Genomic DNA, 17,335 nt, shown 5'->3' with positions numbered 1-17,335 from the left:
CGCTCCTTTACCTATCTGCCTCGGGCGTGTCCGCCCTCTGGGTCTCTTCCTGTACGGCTTGCGCGGGATCCGGGGGATGGTTCCCCTCGCCGGGAGCCGAACGGCTCCGCCGTTCCGAGTCGATCAGCTCGTTCAGCCAGCGGACCTCGCGCTCGACCGACTCCAGCCCGTGGCGCTGGAGCTCAAGCGTGTAGCTGTCCAGCCGCTCTCTGGTACGGGCGAGAGCCTCACGGACGCGGTCGAGGCGTTCTTCCAGGCGGCTGCGGCGGCCCTCCAGGATCCGGAGCCGCACCTCCGCCTCCGTGTGGCGGAAGAAGGCGAAGTGGATGCCGAAGCTTTCGTCCTCCCAGGAGGACGGGCCCGACTGACTGAGCAGCTCCTGCAACCGCTCCTTGCCCTCCGCCGTGATCTTGTAGACGATCTTCGACCTGCGGCCGAGAACCGTGTCCTCAGGGGGCTCCTCCTCGGCGATGAGGCCCTCGTTGAGCAGACCCCTGAGGCAGGGATACAGCGAGCCGTAGGAGAACGCACGGAACATGCCGAGCAGCGTGTTGAGCCGTTTGCGCAGCTCGTATCCGTGCAAGGGCGTTTCGTGCAGCGATCCCAGGACGGCGAGCTCCAGCACACCTCCACGAGAGCCCGTCACTGGAACCACCTCCTGTGTCCGACCGATGTATCGACTCGATACATCCGCAGGATACGTCGGGGTGTCATATATGGCAACGGGTCAACGGTTGGGCAAGATTTGGCAAAGGGTCGTAATCTGGCCGCATGTGGTCACAGCGGTCGGTCGTGGACTACGGCCTCGCTAAGCGGGCGGCCGTACAGTCCGTCCGCTCCGGCCGCATGCGGGCGCGGGACGTATGTGACGCCCACCCATACCTGCTGCGCGCGGCTCGGTTCCACGGAGAGCCGACGAGTCGCATGTGCCCCATATGCGAACGAAGGAACGTGACCAACGTCACATACGTATATGGGGATGAACTGGGACGAGTAGCCGGCCAGGCAAAAGGGCCGGCCGAGCTCACCGCGATGGCCCGGGAATACCGCGAATTCCGGGTCTACGTGGTGGAGGTCTGCCAAGGTTGTTCCTGGAACCACCTGGCGGTGTCGTTCGTCCTCGGAACAGCCGATCCCCCGGGCCCTTCTCTGTAGGGCGACCTCCACCTCCAGGAGGCCAGCCCGCCGGCCTGCCGGCCGACGTCGATCAATTCCCCGAACCATCTGACGAGGACGCGTGACTTACAGCAGCTACGGACCGGAGCCGACCGGCCGTCCCGAGGACGCCTCGGGCTCCGGTGGATCATTCCGCCCTGGGCGCCGTCGTCGCTCGCCCCGGGAATCCGACGAGTACGGCGAGTACGGCGAGTCCCCTCCGCCGCGACAGCCCGGCAGGGGACCGGCCCCGCAGCCACCCCGGGCCGCCCGGCCGGCCGGACCCGAGCAGCGCCGCAGGGAAGCGGCCGCCTTCGAGGACACGGCGGCCATGAACGCGGTGCCCCCGAGGCCGGAACAGGGCCCGCCGCAGAGACCGGCTCAGAGACCGGCTCAGGGACCGGCCGGCGGGGGACGTCCGCCGGCGGGCCGTGACCCGCGCTACGCGGCCGGCTCTGGCGGTCCCGGCCGGCCCGGCCCGGACGAGCGCACCCAGGCGATGGGCATGCCGACGGGCGGCTTCCGCCGTGAAGCGGACGGGCAGAGCACCGAGGCGATCCAGACCGGTGGCCGCCGCCGCAGGCCCCCGAGCCGGGGCGGCCGTGGTCCCGGCGGCCCGGGTGGGCCTGGAGGTCCGGGCGGTCCGGAAGGTCCCGGCGGGCGCGGTCCCCGGGGCCCGCGCGACTTCGACGAGGATGACGAGAAGCCGCGCCGCCGTACGGGCTGGAAGCGCTTCCTGCCGAGCTGGAAGATCCTCGTGGCGGCCTTCACCGTGCTGGCCGCCGGCACCTTCGGCATGATCGCGGTGGCCTACGCCAACACCCCGCTGCCGGCGGCCACGCAGGCGGAAGCCGTGGCCCAGGGCAGCGCCATCTACTACAGCGACGGCAAGACACTGATCGCCAAGGTGGGCACCCCGCGCGTCATCCTGGACAACATCAACAAGGTGCCGCGGCACGTCCAGGACGCCGTCATCGCGATCGAGAACAACACCTTCCGCGAGGACAGCGGCATCTCGATCCCCGGCATGATCAGGTCGGTCTGGATGACCGCGACCGGCCAGCAGCTCCAGGGCGCCTCGACCATCACCCAGCAGATGGCCCGCAACTACTACGACGGCCTGAGCCAGGAAGTGTCGATCAAGCGCAAGATCAAGGAGATCTTCGTCGCGGTCAAGCTCGACAAGGAGATACCCAAGGACCAGATCCTGCTGCAGTACCTCAACACGGTGCCCTTCGGTCGCGCCTACGGCATCGAGGCCGCCGCGCAGGCGTACTTCAAGAAGCACGTCGAACAGCTCACCCCGGAGCAGGGCGCCTACCTCGCCGCGCGCATCCAGACGCCCGCCCTGGACGCCGACTCCCCTCGCTTGCAGAGCCGGTTCAAGGACGTCGTCAACGCCATGGCGAAGCTCGACCCCGCCAAGTACGGCAATCTGCCGAGCACGGCCAAGTTCCCCAAGACCGTCCCCGAGCGCAACAACAACGAGTTGGGCGGCCTGAAGGGCTACATGGTCGTCCAGGTGATGCAGGAACTGAAGACGCGGATGAACCTGTCGCCCGACCAGGTCAGGAGCGGCGGTTACAAGATCGTCTCGACCTTCGACAAGAAGCTCATGCAGGCCGCCAGGAAGGCGGTCATCGGCACCACCTCCACGCTGCCGAAGGAGATCCACGCCGGTCTGGCCGCGGTGGACCCCAAGACGGGACGGGTGCTCGCCTTCTACGGCGGTGAGGACTACGTCAAGGACAACTGGAACGAACCGTTCGACTCCTACAAACAGGCCGCCTCGGCGTTCAAGCCGTACGTGCTGGCCGCGTGGCTGGACGCCGGCTACAGCTTGAACAGCTTCGTGCCGGGCAACAAGACGGTGCCGGAGGCACTCCCGGGCACCAAGCCCATCGGCAACAGCCACAACGTCGGGTCGGCGATCAACGTCACCACGGCGACCGCCGACTCGGTCAACACGGCCTTCGCCTCGATGGCGTACAAGCTCGATGAGGCGAACGGCACGATCGGGGAGCTCAGCGCGGTGAAGCAGATCGCCGAGGAGGCCGGGCTCGGCAAGCAGCGCATGGAGGACGACGTCAAGGCGCACAAGTACGCCTTCTCCATCGGCAGCGCCCTGGTCACCCCCGTCGAGCAGGCCGCCGGCTACTCGATCTTCGCCAACGAGGGCAAGCACGTCGACTACCACGTGGTCAGGGAGGTCCGGAAGGACAAGGAGGTCGTCTTCCCCGAGCGGCGGGACGTGAAGCAGGTGATCACGCCCGAGGCGGCGGCCGACTCGGTCGCGGCCATGGAGGAGGTCCTCAAGTCCGGTACGGCGCGGGGCAAGGGCATCGGCCGCCCGGCCGCCGGCAAGACCGGTACGAACAACGACAACAAGGAAGCCTGGTTCGTCGGGTTCACGCCGCAGATCTCCACCGCCGTCGGCATGTACCGCGAGCAGTGCGTCACCAAGAAGGGCAAGATCGTCCAGCCCATCAACGCGAACTGCCCGGAGACCCCCGGAGGAAAGCCGAGCAAGAAGTACGGCCCGAACAACCGCTACTCCGAACCTCGTGAGATATCGCTCGGCAGCGGCATCGAGGGTGCGACCTACCCGACCACGATCTGGCGGAACTTCATGATGGAGGCGCTCGCGGGCAAGCCGGTCGAGCAGTTCCCGCAGAAGGCCGGGCTGGGCAGTCCGGAGAACATCGTGCCGAGCCCGACGCCGACCCCGTCGCCGACGCCGGATGACGCCGGGTTCCCCACCGACTTCCCGACCGACTTCCCCGACGACGGCGGCTGCTACGACGGCGGCCCGGGGTGCGACAGCGGCGACGGCCTCGGCGACGACCGGGGCAGGGGCGGCCAGGACGGCGGCCCCGGGGGCGGTGACGTCCCGTTGAACATCAACCAGGGCCCGGCCGCCATGCCGACCGGGTCAGGAAACGGCAGAAACGGCAGGGGCGGCGGCGCCTGATCCGCGTTCCGATGTCCTGACGGGGCCCGCGGCGACTCCCGCCGCGGGCCCTTTCGGTGCGCGGAGTCGCCAAGCCGAGGCGTTGAATGGTGCAATACCGAGCATGACGACCCGGACCACGAACGACTCCGCCCCGCTGCCCGGGGTCGCCGCGCGGGCGGTGCCGTACCTGCCTCTCGGGCTCCTCGCGGGGCTCGGCGCCGTTCTCGCATACCTGTGGAAATATCCCTGCCGGTTCGGCGGAGCCTGGAACGGCGGTGTCGGGCAGTTCACGAACTTCTGCTACACCGACATCTATCCGCTGTTCTGGGCGGAGAAGCTCAACGAGGGCAAGGTCCCTTACGTCGACTATCCGGTCGAATACCCGGTGGGCATCGGCGGGATCATGGAGTTCGCCCGCAGGCTCGCGCACGGCGACGGGATCGTGTTCTACGACGTCACCGTGATCCTGATGGGAATCGCGCTGGTCGCGGGCGTGCTGCTCACGGCCGCGCTCGCCGGACCGGCCCGCCGCTGGGACGCCCTCTGGTACGCCGTCGGTCCGGCCGTCATCCTCTGCGCGTACATCAACTGGGACCTGGCCGCGGGGGCCCTCGCGCTCGGCGGCCTGCTGGCCTGGGCCCGCCACCGGCCGTGGCTCGCGGGCGTGCTGCTGGCGCTGGCCGTGGCCACCAAGTTCTACCCGCTGATGTTCTTCGGCGCGTTGTTCCTGCTCACGGTGCGTACGGCGAAGTGGGTGCCGTTCCTCAAGACCGCCGCCGCGGCCGCGGCCGCATGGCTGCTGGTGAACGTGCCGATCATGGCGATCAACTTCGAGGGCTGGAAGAAGTTCTACGCGTTCAGCAGCGAGCGCGGCGCCGACTGGGGCGGGCTGTGGTTCTTCTTCCAGAAGACCCAGTGGTTCGGCATGGAAAGGCCCGGTTTCCTGGCCTTTCTCGGCGACGCCGAGAAGCTGAACACCATGGCCATGGCCGCGCTGGCGGTGCTGCTGCTGGGCGTCGCCGTGCTGGCGCTCGTCGCGCCGCGCCGGCCGCGCCTGATGCAGCTGTGTTTCCTCGCCCTGGCCGCCTTCATGATCACGAACAAGGTCTGGTCGCCGCAGTACGTCCTGTGGCTGGTGCCGTTCGCGGTGCTGGCCAGGCCGAGGTGGGGCGCACTGGCCGCCTGGCAGATCGCCGAGTGCTGGTACTTCTTCTCGATCTGGCTCTACCTGGTCAGCCAGTATCCGGACCACGCCGGGGAGGGCATCGGCGACAACCCCTACTTCCTGTCGGTCTGGGCCCGGGCGCTGACCATCGTCATCCTCATGGCGCTCGTCGTCCGCGACATCCTGCGGCCCGAGCACGACGTCGTACGCCAGGGGGAGGCCGACGACCCGTCGGGCGGGGTGTTCGACCACGCCGAGGACCGTCTCGTGCTGCGCCGTTCGCTCCTCGCGAGGGGTGCCGGGCAGCAGCCGGAGACGGCGTGAGCGCGTGAAACTTACATCGGATTTCGCGCCCGTCACGGCGCGGCTCCGAGCCGTCCGAGTGGAGGCATCACGTAGCGTCGCGTGAGAGTGTGCGCGACGAACGGGGGAGAACGCGATGCGCCGGAGGCCACCATGGCTCCTGCTGCTGGTGTGGGCCGCGACCAGGGGGATGCTCCTCCTCGTCGCGACCCAGACCATCCCGACCGGGCACGGCGAGGCGTTCAGGAACGACGTCACCCTCTATCGCGACTGGTCCGACGTCCTGATGGAGGGCGAGTTCCCGGCGGGCGACGAGAAGTGGCAGTATCCGCCGTTCGCGGCGCTGCCGCTGCTCGCCCCCCGCCTGCTGCCGCTGGGCTACCACGTCGCCTTCTTCCTGCTGGCGGTGCTGTGCGACCTCGCGATCCTGCTGCTGGTGTGGCGGTTCTCGACCTCGCGCCGCGGCGGGGGCCGTACGGGCCCGTGGGCGTGGACCGTGGGCGCGGCCCTGCTCGGTCCGGTGCTCGTCTCCCGGTATGACCTCATGGTCACGCTCGTGGCGGTGCTCGCGCTGACGACGTCGGCCAATCCGGCGGTGCGCGGGGCGCTCATCGGCGTCGGGCTCCTCGTGAAGGTGTGGCCGGTCGCCCTGCTCGCCGGCCTGCGGCGGTGGCGCGAACTGCTGACCGCGTCGGGGTCCACGCTCGTCGTCGCGGTGGCGGGGTGCGGCGTGGCCGCCCTGACCCTGCCGCACGCGCTGGACTTCCTGACCGCGCAGGAGGAGCGGGGACTGCAGATCGAGTCGCTGGCCGCCACGCCGTTCGCGCTCGCCCGCGCCCTCGGCTGGTGGGACGGCTACACCACCTATCGGCACGGCGCGATGGAGGCCGTCGGCGGCGGCGTGGGCATCGCGACGATGCTGAGCCTGGCCGCCACGCCCGTGGCGCTGGCGCTGGTCGGTCTGTGGTGGCTGCGCGCGGCCCCGAGCCCGCGGTCGTACTACGACGCCGCCCTCACCACCGTGCTCTTCCTGGTCGCCACCAGCCGGGTGCTGTCGCCGCAGTATCTCGTGTGGGTGATCGGCGTCGCCGCCGTCATCCTGTCGGTGCGGCGCGACCGGCCGGGCCCGACGCAGCGGCCGGCCGCCCTGCTCGTCATGGTCGCCGCCCTGCTGACGGGCATCATGTATCCCTGGGTGGAGCTGGACTACAGCTGGACGGGTGCCCTGCCCGGGACGCTCGTGCTGGTCCTGCGCAACCTCGTCTTCCTCGCCGCGGCCGTCACGTCGTACGTGCAGTTGTGGCGCGCCACGCGCAGGCCGGGGCGGGTGAGGGACGAGCAAGACCTTCGGGCGGCTCTACCCGCTTCCTGAGGGTTTCAATCCGCAGAGTTATCCACAGGGTGTGGACGAGCGTCTACAGGTGCTTGCGCAGGAACGCGATGTCGTCGGCCTGGCCCTCGAACGGCGTCTCGACCACGATCGGCGCCCCGGCCGCCCGGCAGACCTCAAGGATCAGCTCGGGGTCGATCTGCCCGTTGCCGAGGTTGGCGTGGCGGTCGGCGCCGGAGTCGAACGCGTCCCGCGAGTCGTTGCAGTGCACGAGGTCGATGCGGCCCGTGATCGCCTTCACCCGCTCCACGAGCCCGGCGAGCTCCTCGCCGCCCGCGTGGAAGTGACAGGTGTCCAGGCAGAAGCCGACGACCGAGGGGTCGGGCGCCCCCGCCGTCACCGCGTCCCACAGCCGGGCGATCCGCTCCAGCTTGCGCGCCATCGCGTTGCCGCCGCCGGCCGTGTTCTCGATGAGCACGGGGACCGGGCACTCGGTGCGCTCGAAGACCTTGCGCCAGTTGTCGAAGCCGGTCTGCGGGTCGTCGCCCGCGTTGACGTGCCCGCCGTGGACGATCAGGCCCTTGGCGCCGATGGCCGCCGCAGCCTTGAGATGCGCGTCGAGCAGCTTGCGGCTCGGGATGCGGATGCGGTTGTTCGCGGTGGCCACGTTGATGACGTACGGCGCGTGCACGTAGACGTCCACGTCCGAGGCGCGCAGCGCGTCGGCGGTGGCGGGTGTCACCGGGCCCTTCCAACCCTGGGGGTCGCCGAGGAAGAACTGCACCACGTCGGCGTCGCGGGCCGCCGCGTGCGCCAGCGGGTCGTCCTGGTCGACGTGGGCTCCGATCCGCGGGCGGGCGCCGTTGTGGCTGTCCATGCCGTTCCTCCACCGTTGCGTGCGTGTCATGGGGCTGCCGGACGCGGAGGGCGAACCCTATGCGCTCTCCAAGAGCGTTTCAAGAGGACACGCTGTTTCAAGAGTGCGAACCAGGGCAGTCGCGTGTCGCGCGCCCCCGAAACCCGCGCGCGATACTACTTCGTCGTCAAGGAGACGAGCATGAGATATCGCTTAGGCAGCTTCATCCTTCTCATCTACATCCTCGTCGGCCTCTACGTGGCCTGGCTTCACCACTACATCACCCCCACCCTCCTCAAGCAGGTCGCCCAGGCTCTGATCGCGGTCTTCCTGTGGTTCCTCGTGCTGCTCGGCGTGGACCTGCACATCGGCGGCTGACCGGCCACGCCTCGACGGCCCGGGCTTCAGCTGCGCAAGGTGAATCCGCGGGGGAAGAAGCCCCCGTGCGCGATGCCCAGCGCGGCGCCGACGAACGACCCCACGATCCCCACGATGATCAGTGCCCGCTGTCTGGTGGTCGACGAGACGAACTGGGCGTACAGGCCGCCCCAGAACCCGATCGCGCCCACCCATGACGCGATCATGTGGGCCATCACGATGAAGCCCGTGACGAACGCCACCAGGCCGCACACCAGCGTCGCGATCGTCATCGCGTTCTCCCGCGGGTGCGGCCTGCCGTCCGTGTTCAGCGTGAGATGAACGGGGTGCCTTCTCTTGCGGCCGATGGCGTGTCGCATCGCGCCTACCCCCTCTCCGACCTCCAGTTTCACTCTCCGGGCGGGGTACGGCCAAGTGGCTGGTAGCCTTATTCGACTGCGTCTGATAAGGGCCGGGGGCATGGCCGCCCGGCGCGAGGCGCAGGGTCCTCCTGTCACGGCAAGGCGTCGTGACCGCAAGAGTCCAGAGGAGGTTGGATCACACATGCGTCGCTACGAGATGATGGTCATTCTCGACCCGTCCCTCGACGAGCGCACCGTGCAGCCGTCGCTCGACCAGTTCCTCACTGTCGTCCGCAACGACGGCGGCACCGTGGAGAAGGTCGACGTCTGGGGCCGTCGCCGCCTGTCCTACGACATCGCCAAGAAGTCCGAGGGCATCTACGCCGTGGTCGACCTGACCGCCGAGCCCGCCACCGTGAAGGAGCTGGACCGCCAGCTCAACCTGAACGAGGGCATCCTCCGCACCAAGGTCATCCGCCCCGAGCTCCACTGAGCTCCACTGGCAGAACCCGAAGCCCGGCGGTTTGTCGGGCCCGGGCCGTACTCTGAGCCCCTGACGGCTCAGCTGACGGGATAGGAAGGCGAAAGCGACCGATGGCAGCAGGCGACACACAGATCACGATCGTCGGCAATCTTGTCGACGACCCGGAGCTGCGCTTCACCCCTACGGGGCAGGCCGTGGCCCGGTTCCGCATCGCGTCCACTCCGCGGTTCCTCGACAGGCAGACCAACGAGTGGAAGGACGGCGAGGGCCTGTTCCTCACCTGCAACGTCTGGCGGCAGGCGGCGGAGAACGTCGCAGAGAGCCTCCAGCGCGGCATGCGGGTGATCGTGCAGGGACGGCTGCGCCAACGGTCGTACGAGACCAAGGAAGGCGAGAAGCGCACGGTCTACGAGGTCGAGGTCGACGAGGTCGGCCCCTCGCTGCGCAACGCCACGGCGAAGGTCAACAAGACCTCGCGCCAGGGCGGTGGCGGTGGCGGCTTCGGCGGACCGGCCAACGACCCGTGGGCGACCGCGGCGCCCGCCCCGCAGGGGGGCTACGGCTCCGGCGGCGGCGGCGGCGGCGGCGGCGGCTTCGGCGGCCCGCAGGGCGGTGGCGGCTTCGGCGGCGACTTCAGCGACGAGCCGCCCTTCTAGGTCACCCGGGGCCTTCCGGTCCCACCACCGTAAACACAACCGAGCGACCATTCCCGCGACATGCGGGGCTCTGAGAGGAGCACCACGATGGCGAAGCCGGCAGTCCGCAAGCCCAAGAAGAAGGTTTGCCTTTTCTGCCACGACAAGATCTCCTACGTCGACTACAAGGACACGGGACTGCTGCGGAAGTTCATCTCCGACCGCGGCAAGATCCGTGCCCGCCGGGTGACGGGCAACTGCACCCAGCACCAGCGCGACGTGGCGACCGCTATCAAGAACGCTCGTGAGATGGCCCTGCTGCCGTACACGAGCACCGCGCGCTGAGAAAGGAGACTCAGGACAAATGAAGCTCATCATCACCACTGAGGTCTCCGGCCTCGGCGCTCCCGGCGACATCGTCGAGGTCAAGGACGGCTACGGCCGTAACTACCTCATTCCCCGTGGCTTCGCCATCCGCTGGACCCGCGGCGCCGAGTCGCAGATCGCCTCGCTGAAGAAGGCGCGTGCGGCCCGCGAGATCCGCGACCTGGGCTCCGCCAAGGAGGTCGCCGGCCAGCTCGGCGCCCTCAAGGTGCGGCTCAAGACCCGCGCGGGCGAGTCGGGCCGGCTGTTCGGCTCGGTCACGACCGGCGACATCGCCGAGGCCGTCAAGGCCGCCGGCGGTCCGCAGCTCGACCGCCGCCGCATCGAGATCGGCAACGCGATCAAGAGCGTCGGCACCCACAAGGTGAGCGTCCGCCTCCACCCGGAGGTCGCCGCCACCATCGACGTCGAGGTGGTCGCGGGCTGACAACCCGTCGCAGTCCGTCGAGGGCCCTTCTCCGTACGTCGGAGAGGGGCCCTTCGCGCTTCTCCGAGCCGCCCGGCGACGAGGCGATTCCCCTCAGGTAAACGGGGGTTATACGGAACGCTAGTATCTTGCCGTCCGATTTAGCGGATTTCGTGGAAAGACCCCCTGATGGAGGCTGTGATGCGCCGTCCCTCACTTCTGCTGGCGTCCGGCGCCCTCGTGCTGGCGGCCGCCGCCTGCGCTCCGGCGGACGACACCTCCACCACCGCGAGCGCCGCGAGCCCGGCCGGCTCCGCCGCCGCGAACGCGTGCGCGAAGGAGAGCCTCAAGCTCACCACCCCCGGCAAGCTCACGATCGGCACCGACAAGCCGGCGTACGAGCCGTGGTTCAAGAACGACGACCCCTCCAACGGCCAGGGCTTCGAGAGCGCGGTCGCCGCCGCGGTGGCCGAGAAGATGGGCTTCACCAAGGACGAGGTCGCCTGGACGGTCGTGCCGTTCGACTCGTCGTTCGCCCCCGGGCCCAAGCAGTTCGACTTCGACATCAACCAGATCTCCATCACCCCGAGCCGGGCCAAGGCCGTCGACTTCAGCCAGGGCTACTACACCGTCAAGCAGGGCGTGGTGGCGCTGGACGGTACGAAGTTCGCCTCCGCCACGAGCCTCGCGGAGCTCAAGGACGCCAAGATCGGCGTGCAGGCCGGCACGACCGCGCTGGAGGCGGTGCGGTCGGTCATCCAGCCCGCGAACGACCCGAGCGTGTTCAACCAGCAGGTCGACGCGGTCAACGCGCTGAAGAACAAGCAGATCGACGCCATCGTCGTCGACCTGCCGACCGCCTTCTACGTCACCGCCGCCCAGGTGAAGGGCTCGAAGATCGTCGGCCAGTTCGCCGCGAACAGCGGTGAGCCCGAGGAGTTCGGCCTGCTGTTCCAGAAGGGCAGCCCGCTGGTGAGCTGCGTCGACAAGGCGCTCGGCGAGCTCAAGTCGTCCGGTGAGCTGGCGAAGATCGAGAGCCAGTGGCTGACCGCCGCCGCGGGCGCGCCGGAGCTGAAGTGACCGACGGGCAGTCCGCCGCGTCGCCGGCGGAGACTCCGGACGACGCGGGGTCGCCGGTCTGGGTGAAGAGCGAGCGGCAGCTCCGCCGGGAGGCGGAGCTGCGCGGCCGGGCGCGGCGGTCGATGTCGGTCGCCACCGCCTCCACCCTGGTCGTGGTGGTCACCCTGGTCGTGGTGATCAGCCGATCGCCGGGGTGGCCCAGAGTCCAGGAGCTGTTCTTCAATCCCGAGGAGTTCGCCCACGCCCTGCCCGACGTGCTGCGCGGGTTTCTGCTCAACATCAAGATCTTCCTCGTCGCCGAGGCCTTCATCCTGGTGGTGGGCCTCCTCGTCGCGCTGGTGCGCGGCCTGCGCGCGCCGGTGTTCTTCCCGCTGCGCGCCCTGGCTGTGCTCTACACCGACGTCTTCCGCGGCATCCCGACCATCCTGCTCATCTATCTGGTCGGGTTCGGCATCCCGGCGCTCCAGTTGCAGGGCACGCCGAGCGACCCCGTCACGCTCGGCATCATCGCGCTCGTGCTGTCCTACGGAGCGTACGTCGCGGAGGTGTTCCGGGCGGGAATCGAGTCGGTCCACCCGAGCCAGCGGGCGGCGGCGCGGTCGCTGGCCCTGAGCCATGGCCAGACCATGCGCTACGTGGTGCTGCCGCAGGCCGTCCGCAGGGTGGTCCCACCGCTGCTCAACGACTTCATCTCGCTGCAGAAGGACAGCGCTCTGGTCTCCGTGCTCGGCCCGCTGGAGGCGCTGCGGCAGGCGCAGATTCACGTCGCCTCCGACTTCAACTACACGCCCTACCTGGTCGCCGCGCTGCTGTTCATCGGGCTGACGGTGCCGATGGCGCGGTTGACCGACCATCTCGCCGCGCGGGTCGCCCGGCGTCAAGCGGGAGGCGGCGCGGCATGAGCCTGCTCACGATCGAGGGCGTCTGGAAGCACTACCACGGGCAGAGCGTGCTGCGCGGAATCGACCTGGAGGTCGCCCCGCACGAGGTGGTCTGCCTGATCGGGGCGTCCGGCTCGGGCAAGTCGACGCTGCTGCGCTGCGTCAACCTGCTGGAGACGATCGACGACGGCGCGATCCACCTGGACGGCGCAGAGATCACCGACGTGCGGGCCGACGCCGACGACGTGCGCCGCCGCATCGGCATGGTGTTCCAGGCCTACAACCTGTTCCCGCACATGACCGTGCTCGACAACATCACGCTCGCGCCGCGCAAGGTGCACGGCGTGCGGCCGGAGGAGGCCGAGGCGCGGGCACGGGAGCTGCTCGACCGGTTCGGGCTGGCGGACAAGGCGGGGGAGTACCCCGACCGCCTGTCCGGCGGGCAGCAGCAGCGGGTCGCCGTGATCCGCGCGGTCGCGACCGATCCCCGCCTGCTCCTGCTCGACGAGGTCACCTCGGCGCTCGACCCCACGCTGGTCACCGAAGTGCTCGGGGTGATCCGCGAGCTCAAGGAGACCGGGATGACGATGATCCTGGCCACCCACGAGATGGGCTTCGCCCGCGACATCGCCGACACCGTGTGCTTCCTGGAGGGCGGCGTGCTGCTGGAGAGCGGCCCGCCCGAGCAGATCTTCACGGCACCCGAGCATCCCCGCACCCGGGCGTTCCTCCAGCGCGTGCTGGAGGCCCGCCGCATGTGAGTCAGGCGGCCGTCCGCGAGGCGCCCGTGACCATCCAGGCGGTGCCGTACGCGCGGAGGGCGAGCGTGACGAGCCGGGCGGCCATCCAGACGCCGAGCGCGATCCACAGGGCGACCAGAGTGCCCGCGACGGCGGCGAACGGCAGGTAGGCCAGCGTCGTCCACAGCCCCGCCCAGGCGAGGTAACGCTGGTCGCCCGCTCCGATGAGCACCCCGTCGAGCACGAACACGACGCCCGCGACCGGCTGCAGGAGCGCGACCGGCCACAGCACGGCGAGCAGCTCGGCGGCCGCCGCGCCCCGCGCGTCGAACAGGGCGGGCACCAGCGGGCGCGCCAGCAGGACGGCCGCGCAGAACACGACGCCGCATCCGATGCCCCACATGACCATGCGCCTGGTGGCCGCCCGGGCGCCCGCGGCGTCGCCGGCCCCCAGCGCGCGGCCCGTGATGGCCTGTCCCGCGATCGCGATGGCGTCGAGGGCGAAGGCGAGGAACGTCCAGATCCGGGCGGCGATCGTGTGCGCGCCGATCTGGTCGTCGCCCATGCGCGTGGCGATCGAGGTGGCGACGAGCAGCACGGCCTGCAGGCATGCCGTACGCACGACCAGGGCGAATCCGGCGGCGCCGGCGGACCGCACCCCGGCGAGGTCGGGCAGCAGCGAGGCGCCGTGCGCGCGGGCGGTCCGCACGACCAGCGCGAGGTAGGTCGCGGCGGCCAGGGACTGCGCGGCGACCGTGCCCCAGGCCGACCCGGCGATCCCCCAGCCCAGGCCGAGCACGAACCAGATGTTCAGCAGCCCGTTCAGCCCGAACGACGCGACGGACACGGCCAGCGGCGTACGGGTGTCCTGCAGCCCGCGCAGGACGCCGGTGCCGGCGAGGACCAGCAGCATGCCCGGGGTGCCGAGGAGGCTGATGCGCAGATAGGTGACGGCCTGCGCGGCGAGCTGGCCCGTCGCTCCGAACAGGTGTACGATAAATGGAGCAAGAGGCCAGCACGCCACACTGACGGCCAGGCCGATGATCGCGGCCAGCCACAGGCCGTCCATCCCCTGGCGCATCGCCTGCCTGACGTCCCCCGCCCCCAGCCTCCGCGCGACCGCGGCCGTGGTGGCGTACGCGAGGAACACGCACAGCCCGACGAGGGCCGACAGGGCCGCGCTGGCCACGCCGAGAGCGCCGAGCGCAGGATCGGGGAGGTGGCCGACGATGACGGAGTCGGTGAGCAGGAAGAGCGGCTCGGCCACCAGTGCCCCGAACGCCGGGACCGCGAGCCTGAGGATCTCCCTGTCGCGGGCACGGCCGTGTCCCGTTCCGGAGGTAAGTGGCATAAGCCTATTTTGCGGCTTACGGAGTCATGCTCGATCGGTATCGCGAATCTCCGGTGACTTTCTTTCCTCCACAGGCCGTGGATATCGAAATCCCAGGTGGGAGCGGACTTTTCCGATGCGGTCACATCTCTGTCCACAGGGTCGTCCCCAGGGTTTTCACATGTCCGGGGAGTGGACGCACACGTTGTCCACAGGGTTGTCCACTGCTCAAGTTGCCGCCCGGCCCTGGGGTTGGGGAGACTTGCGCACCGGGCTGGGGTTGCTGTGACCGCCGGGCAGGGGGTGTGAGGGTGAGCGTGCTCGACTTCCCGGGGGGACCGGGAGGCTCCGATTCGATGTTCGAGCGGACGCCGCCGCACAACATCGAGGCCGAGCAGTCGGTGCTGGGCGGCATGCTGCTGTCCAAGGATGCCATCGCCGACGTCATCGAGGTGCTGCGCGCCGACGACTTCTACCGGCCGGCCCACCAGATCGTCTTCGAGGTGATCACCGACCTGTACGGCCGGGGCGAGCCCGCCGACTCGGTGACCGTCTTCGACGAGTTGCAAAAGCGCGGCGAGGTCGCCCGGGTCGGCGGCGGTGCCTACCTGCACACGCTGACCGCGATCGTGCCCACCGCCGCGAACGCCGGCTACTACGCCAAGATCGTCCGCGAGCAGGCCGTCCTGCGCCGCCTCATCGAGGCCGGCACCCGCATCGTCTCCTACGGATACGGCGGCCAGGGCGAGGAGGTCGACGACCTGGTCGACCGCGCGCAGGCCGAGATCTACAAGGTCACCGAGCGCCGCACCTCCGAGGACTACCTCCCGCTGTCGGAGATCATGCCGTCGGCGCTGGACGAGATCGAGGCCATCGGCAGCCGCGGCGGCCAGATGGTCGGCGTCCCCACCGGCTTCCAGGACCTCGACGCCCTGACGAACGGCCTCCACCCCGGCCAGATGATCGTCGTCGCCGCCCGCCCCGCAATCGGAAAAAGCACTCTGGGTCTGGATTTCGCCCGATCCGCGGCGATCAAGCATGGGATGACCACGGTCATCTTCTCGCTGGAAATGTCGCGCAACGAGATCACCATGCGCCTGCTGTCCGCCGAGGCGCGGGTGGCGCTGCACACGATGCGCTCGGGCATGATGAGCGACGACGACTGGACGCGGATGGCCCGCCGGATGGGCGAGGTCGCCGAGGCGCCGCTGTTCATCGACGACTCCCCGAACATGTCGATGATGGAGATCCGGGCCAAGTGCCGCCGTCTCAAGCAGCGTCACGACCTGCGCTTCGTGATCGTCGACTATCTCCAGCTCATGAGCTCGCCCAAGAAGACCGAGAGCCGTCAGCAGGAGGTCTCGGAGCTGTCCCGAGCCCTGAAGCTGCTGGCCAAGGAGCTGGAGGTGCCGGTCATCGCGATCTCCCAGCTCAACCGTGGCCCCGAGCAGCGTACGGACAAGCGCCCCCAGGTGTCCGACTTGCGTGAGTCGGGCTCCATCGAGCAGGACGCCGACATGGTCATCCTGCTGCACCGGGAGGACGCGTACGAGCGGGAGTCGCCGCGCGCGGGTGAAGCGGACCTGATCGTGGCCAAGCACCGAAACGGCCCCACGGCCACGGTCACCGTGGCCTTCCAGGGCCACTACAGCCGCTTCGTGGACATGGCCACTCACTAGGGGCGCGGCAGGGTCAGTCGACCTCGGGCCAGTCCCAGCCGAGCTGGAGGAACATGCCCAGGCGGTCGCTCACCGCGCGCATCTCGGAGATCTTCCCGTCCCGCAGGGTGAGGATGAAGATCGCCTCGACGGTGAACGACCGGTGGGTGGGCTCCGGCATCCGCGGGTGGGAGCCGGAGTTCACCCCCGACATCGTCAGCCGCACGGTCACCCGGTCGCCCTCGGCGATCATCTCCTCGACCTTCAGGTGAAACGGCTCGAACGCGTCGAGCTGCTGGGCGATGGCGTCGAACGCGGCGCCCGGCTCGTCGGGCTCCCCGTGGATCACCTTGTTGTGGTCGATCACGTCGTCGGTCATGTAGCGGCGCAGGTCGCCCAGCCTCCGATCGTTGATGGCGTCGAACAGCCCCTGGGCGACGGTCTTCGCGGCGGTGCTCACGGTTGCTTCCCTTCGTTTCTTACGGTGTAAGAGGACGATAGTCTTACGGCGTAAGAGACGTCAACCGGAGGAAGCGATGCCGAGAGCGGGACTGTCCCGGGAGAAGGTGCTCGCCGCCGCGCTGGCCCTGGTCGACAGGGAGGGCATCGCGGCGCTGTCGATGCGCAAGCTCGGCGCCGAGCTGGGCGTCGAGGCGATGACGCTCTACTACTACGTGCCGAACAAGGACGCCGTCCTGGACGGGCTGATCGACATGGCGGTCTCACGGGTCACGGTGGAGCCGGTGGGCCCGTGGCGGGAGTGGTTGCGCGCCTTCGCGGTCGCGATCCGGCGGGAGCTGCTCGCGCACCCCGCCCTGCTGCCGCTGGTCGCCACCCGGCCGGTGCTCGCGCCCGGCGGCCTGGCGACCGTGGAGCGCATGGCGGCCGCCCTGCGGGCCGAGGGGTTCGGCGCGCTGGAGGGGCTGCAGCTCGTCAACGCGGTGGCCACGTTCGTCGTGGGGCACACGCTGGCCGAGGCGGGGCGTACGCCTGGGCACGACGATCCGGACGTCGCCGGCACGATGGAGAGCCTGGACCCGGAGGAACACCCCGTTCTGGTCGAGGCGCTACGCGCCGGGCTCGGCACCCCCGAGGACCATCAGGAGCGCTTCGACCGCGCGCTCGACGCCCTGCTCCACGGCCTCGCCCCCGGCACTTCCCTCTAGACGTCCTCGGGACGCGGAACCCACGTCGCGGGTCGCCGGGGAGAAGGGGCGAGGCCGCGGGCATGGGGGTGCCTCCGGGGAACGCGGACG

Annotated in this window: 19 protein-coding genes; 14 read left to right on the top strand and 5 right to left on the bottom strand. The window is 69.6% G+C overall.

The genetic code is table 11. The features are described from left to right. Positions 1–7 precede the first annotated feature (7 nt). Positions 8–646, bottom strand: a complete 639-nt coding sequence (locus ABZ860_RS21475; RefSeq protein WP_357222643.1) for a helix-turn-helix transcriptional regulator — start codon at positions 644–646, stop codon at positions 8–10. A 125-nt stretch (positions 647–771) separates the two neighbouring features. On the opposite strand from ABZ860_RS21475, the gene ABZ860_RS21470 reads away from it, so the two are divergent. From ABZ860_RS21470 to ABZ860_RS21455, 4 genes are all read left to right on the top strand, one after another. Beyond that, positions 772–1,155 carry a DUF5318 family protein gene (locus ABZ860_RS21470; protein WP_357222642.1) on the top strand — a complete coding sequence of 128 codons (384 nt, stop codon included), beginning with the start codon at positions 772–774 and terminating at the stop codon, positions 1,153–1,155. 82 nt (positions 1,156–1,237) lie between these two features. Beyond that, entirely contained in the window at positions 1,238–4,126 is a 2,889-nt protein-coding gene (locus ABZ860_RS21465; protein WP_357222640.1) for a transglycosylase domain-containing protein, read from the top strand. Positions 4,127–4,229: 103 nt separating this feature from the next. Continuing rightward, a complete protein-coding gene (locus tag ABZ860_RS21460; protein ID WP_357222638.1) occupies positions 4,230–5,597 on the top strand; it encodes a glycosyltransferase 87 family protein in 1,368 nt (455 codons plus the stop codon). Positions 5,598–5,712: 115 nt separating this feature from the next. Further along, complete coding sequence (locus tag ABZ860_RS21455; RefSeq protein WP_357222636.1) at positions 5,713–6,948, top strand: glycosyltransferase family 87 protein; 1,236 nt, start codon at positions 5,713–5,715, stop codon at positions 6,946–6,948. A 43-nt stretch (positions 6,949–6,991) separates the two neighbouring features. Here the strand turns inward: ABZ860_RS21455 and ABZ860_RS21450 are convergent, their stop codons facing one another. Further along, positions 6,992–7,783, bottom strand: a complete 792-nt coding sequence (locus tag ABZ860_RS21450; RefSeq protein ID WP_357222634.1) for a deoxyribonuclease IV — start codon at positions 7,781–7,783, stop codon at positions 6,992–6,994. Between the two features lie 180 nt (positions 7,784–7,963). On the opposite strand from ABZ860_RS21450, the gene ABZ860_RS21445 reads away from it, so the two are divergent. Further along, positions 7,964–8,140 carry a hypothetical protein gene (locus ABZ860_RS21445; protein ID WP_167530482.1) on the top strand — a complete coding sequence of 59 codons (177 nt, stop codon included), beginning with the start codon at positions 7,964–7,966 and terminating at the stop codon, positions 8,138–8,140. Between the two features lie 26 nt (positions 8,141–8,166). Here the strand turns inward: ABZ860_RS21445 and ABZ860_RS21440 are convergent, their stop codons facing one another. After that, on the bottom strand, positions 8,167–8,412 hold the full coding sequence (locus ABZ860_RS21440; RefSeq protein ID WP_357222632.1) for a hypothetical protein: 246 nt from the start codon (positions 8,410–8,412) through the stop codon (positions 8,167–8,169). A gap of 271 nt (positions 8,413–8,683) precedes the next feature. Here ABZ860_RS21440 and rpsF point away from each other — a divergent pair, with 271 nt between their 5' ends. From rpsF to ABZ860_RS21405, 7 genes are all read left to right on the top strand, one after another. After that, positions 8,684–8,974, top strand: coding sequence for a 30S ribosomal protein S6 (gene rpsF / locus ABZ860_RS21435; RefSeq protein ID WP_030508619.1), 291 nt, complete (start codon positions 8,684–8,686; stop codon positions 8,972–8,974). Between the two features lie 101 nt (positions 8,975–9,075). Beyond that, positions 9,076–9,621: a single-stranded DNA-binding protein gene (locus tag ABZ860_RS21430; protein WP_357222630.1), complete on the top strand. Its 546-nt coding sequence runs from the start codon at positions 9,076–9,078 to the stop codon at positions 9,619–9,621. A gap of 87 nt (positions 9,622–9,708) precedes the next feature. Then, a complete protein-coding gene (rpsR, locus tag ABZ860_RS21425) occupies positions 9,709–9,945 on the top strand; it encodes a 30S ribosomal protein S18 (protein WP_076439843.1) in 237 nt (78 codons plus the stop codon). Between the two features lie 19 nt (positions 9,946–9,964). Further along, positions 9,965–10,411, top strand: a complete 447-nt coding sequence (gene rplI, locus ABZ860_RS21420; protein ID WP_357222628.1) for a 50S ribosomal protein L9 — start codon at positions 9,965–9,967, stop codon at positions 10,409–10,411. 180 nt (positions 10,412–10,591) lie between these two features. Continuing rightward, positions 10,592–11,470, top strand: coding sequence for an ABC transporter substrate-binding protein (locus tag ABZ860_RS21415; protein WP_357222626.1), 879 nt, complete (start codon positions 10,592–10,594; stop codon positions 11,468–11,470). After that, positions 11,467–12,372, top strand: a complete 906-nt coding sequence (locus ABZ860_RS21410; RefSeq protein ID WP_357222624.1) for an amino acid ABC transporter permease — start codon at positions 11,467–11,469, stop codon at positions 12,370–12,372. The genes ABZ860_RS21415 and ABZ860_RS21410 overlap by 4 nt, the downstream gene beginning before the upstream one ends. Beyond that, entirely contained in the window at positions 12,369–13,112 is a 744-nt protein-coding gene (locus ABZ860_RS21405) for an amino acid ABC transporter ATP-binding protein (RefSeq protein WP_357222622.1), read from the top strand. The genes ABZ860_RS21410 and ABZ860_RS21405 overlap by 4 nt, the downstream gene beginning before the upstream one ends. A 1-nt stretch (position 13,113) precedes the next feature. Here ABZ860_RS21405 and ABZ860_RS21400 read toward each other — a convergent pair whose 3' ends face one another. Next, positions 13,114–14,442: an MATE family efflux transporter gene (locus tag ABZ860_RS21400; protein WP_357222620.1), complete on the bottom strand. Its 1,329-nt coding sequence runs from the start codon at positions 14,440–14,442 to the stop codon at positions 13,114–13,116. Positions 14,443–14,777: 335 nt separating this feature from the next. Here ABZ860_RS21400 and dnaB point away from each other — a divergent pair, with 335 nt between their 5' ends. Then, entirely contained in the window at positions 14,778–16,100 is a 1,323-nt protein-coding gene (dnaB, locus tag ABZ860_RS21395; protein ID WP_143737165.1) for a replicative DNA helicase, read from the top strand. 13 nt (positions 16,101–16,113) lie between these two features. Here the strand turns inward: dnaB and ABZ860_RS21390 are convergent, their stop codons facing one another. Next, positions 16,114–16,539 carry an ester cyclase gene (locus ABZ860_RS21390; protein ID WP_357222618.1) on the bottom strand — a complete coding sequence of 142 codons (426 nt, stop codon included), beginning with the start codon at positions 16,537–16,539 and terminating at the stop codon, positions 16,114–16,116. A 76-nt stretch (positions 16,540–16,615) separates the two neighbouring features. On the opposite strand from ABZ860_RS21390, the gene ABZ860_RS21385 reads away from it, so the two are divergent. Further along, positions 16,616–17,245 carry a TetR/AcrR family transcriptional regulator C-terminal domain-containing protein gene (locus tag ABZ860_RS21385; RefSeq protein WP_357222616.1) on the top strand — a complete coding sequence of 210 codons (630 nt, stop codon included), beginning with the start codon at positions 16,616–16,618 and terminating at the stop codon, positions 17,243–17,245. Positions 17,246–17,335: the final 90 nt, after the last annotated feature.

The sequence above is a fragment of the Microbispora sp. NPDC046973 genome (assembly GCF_040644495.1).
GTDB lineage: Bacteria > Actinomycetota > Actinomycetes > Streptosporangiales > Streptosporangiaceae > Microbispora.
Note: the sequence above shows the minus strand (reverse complement) of the source record. Positions and strands in the feature narration are given on the sequence as shown.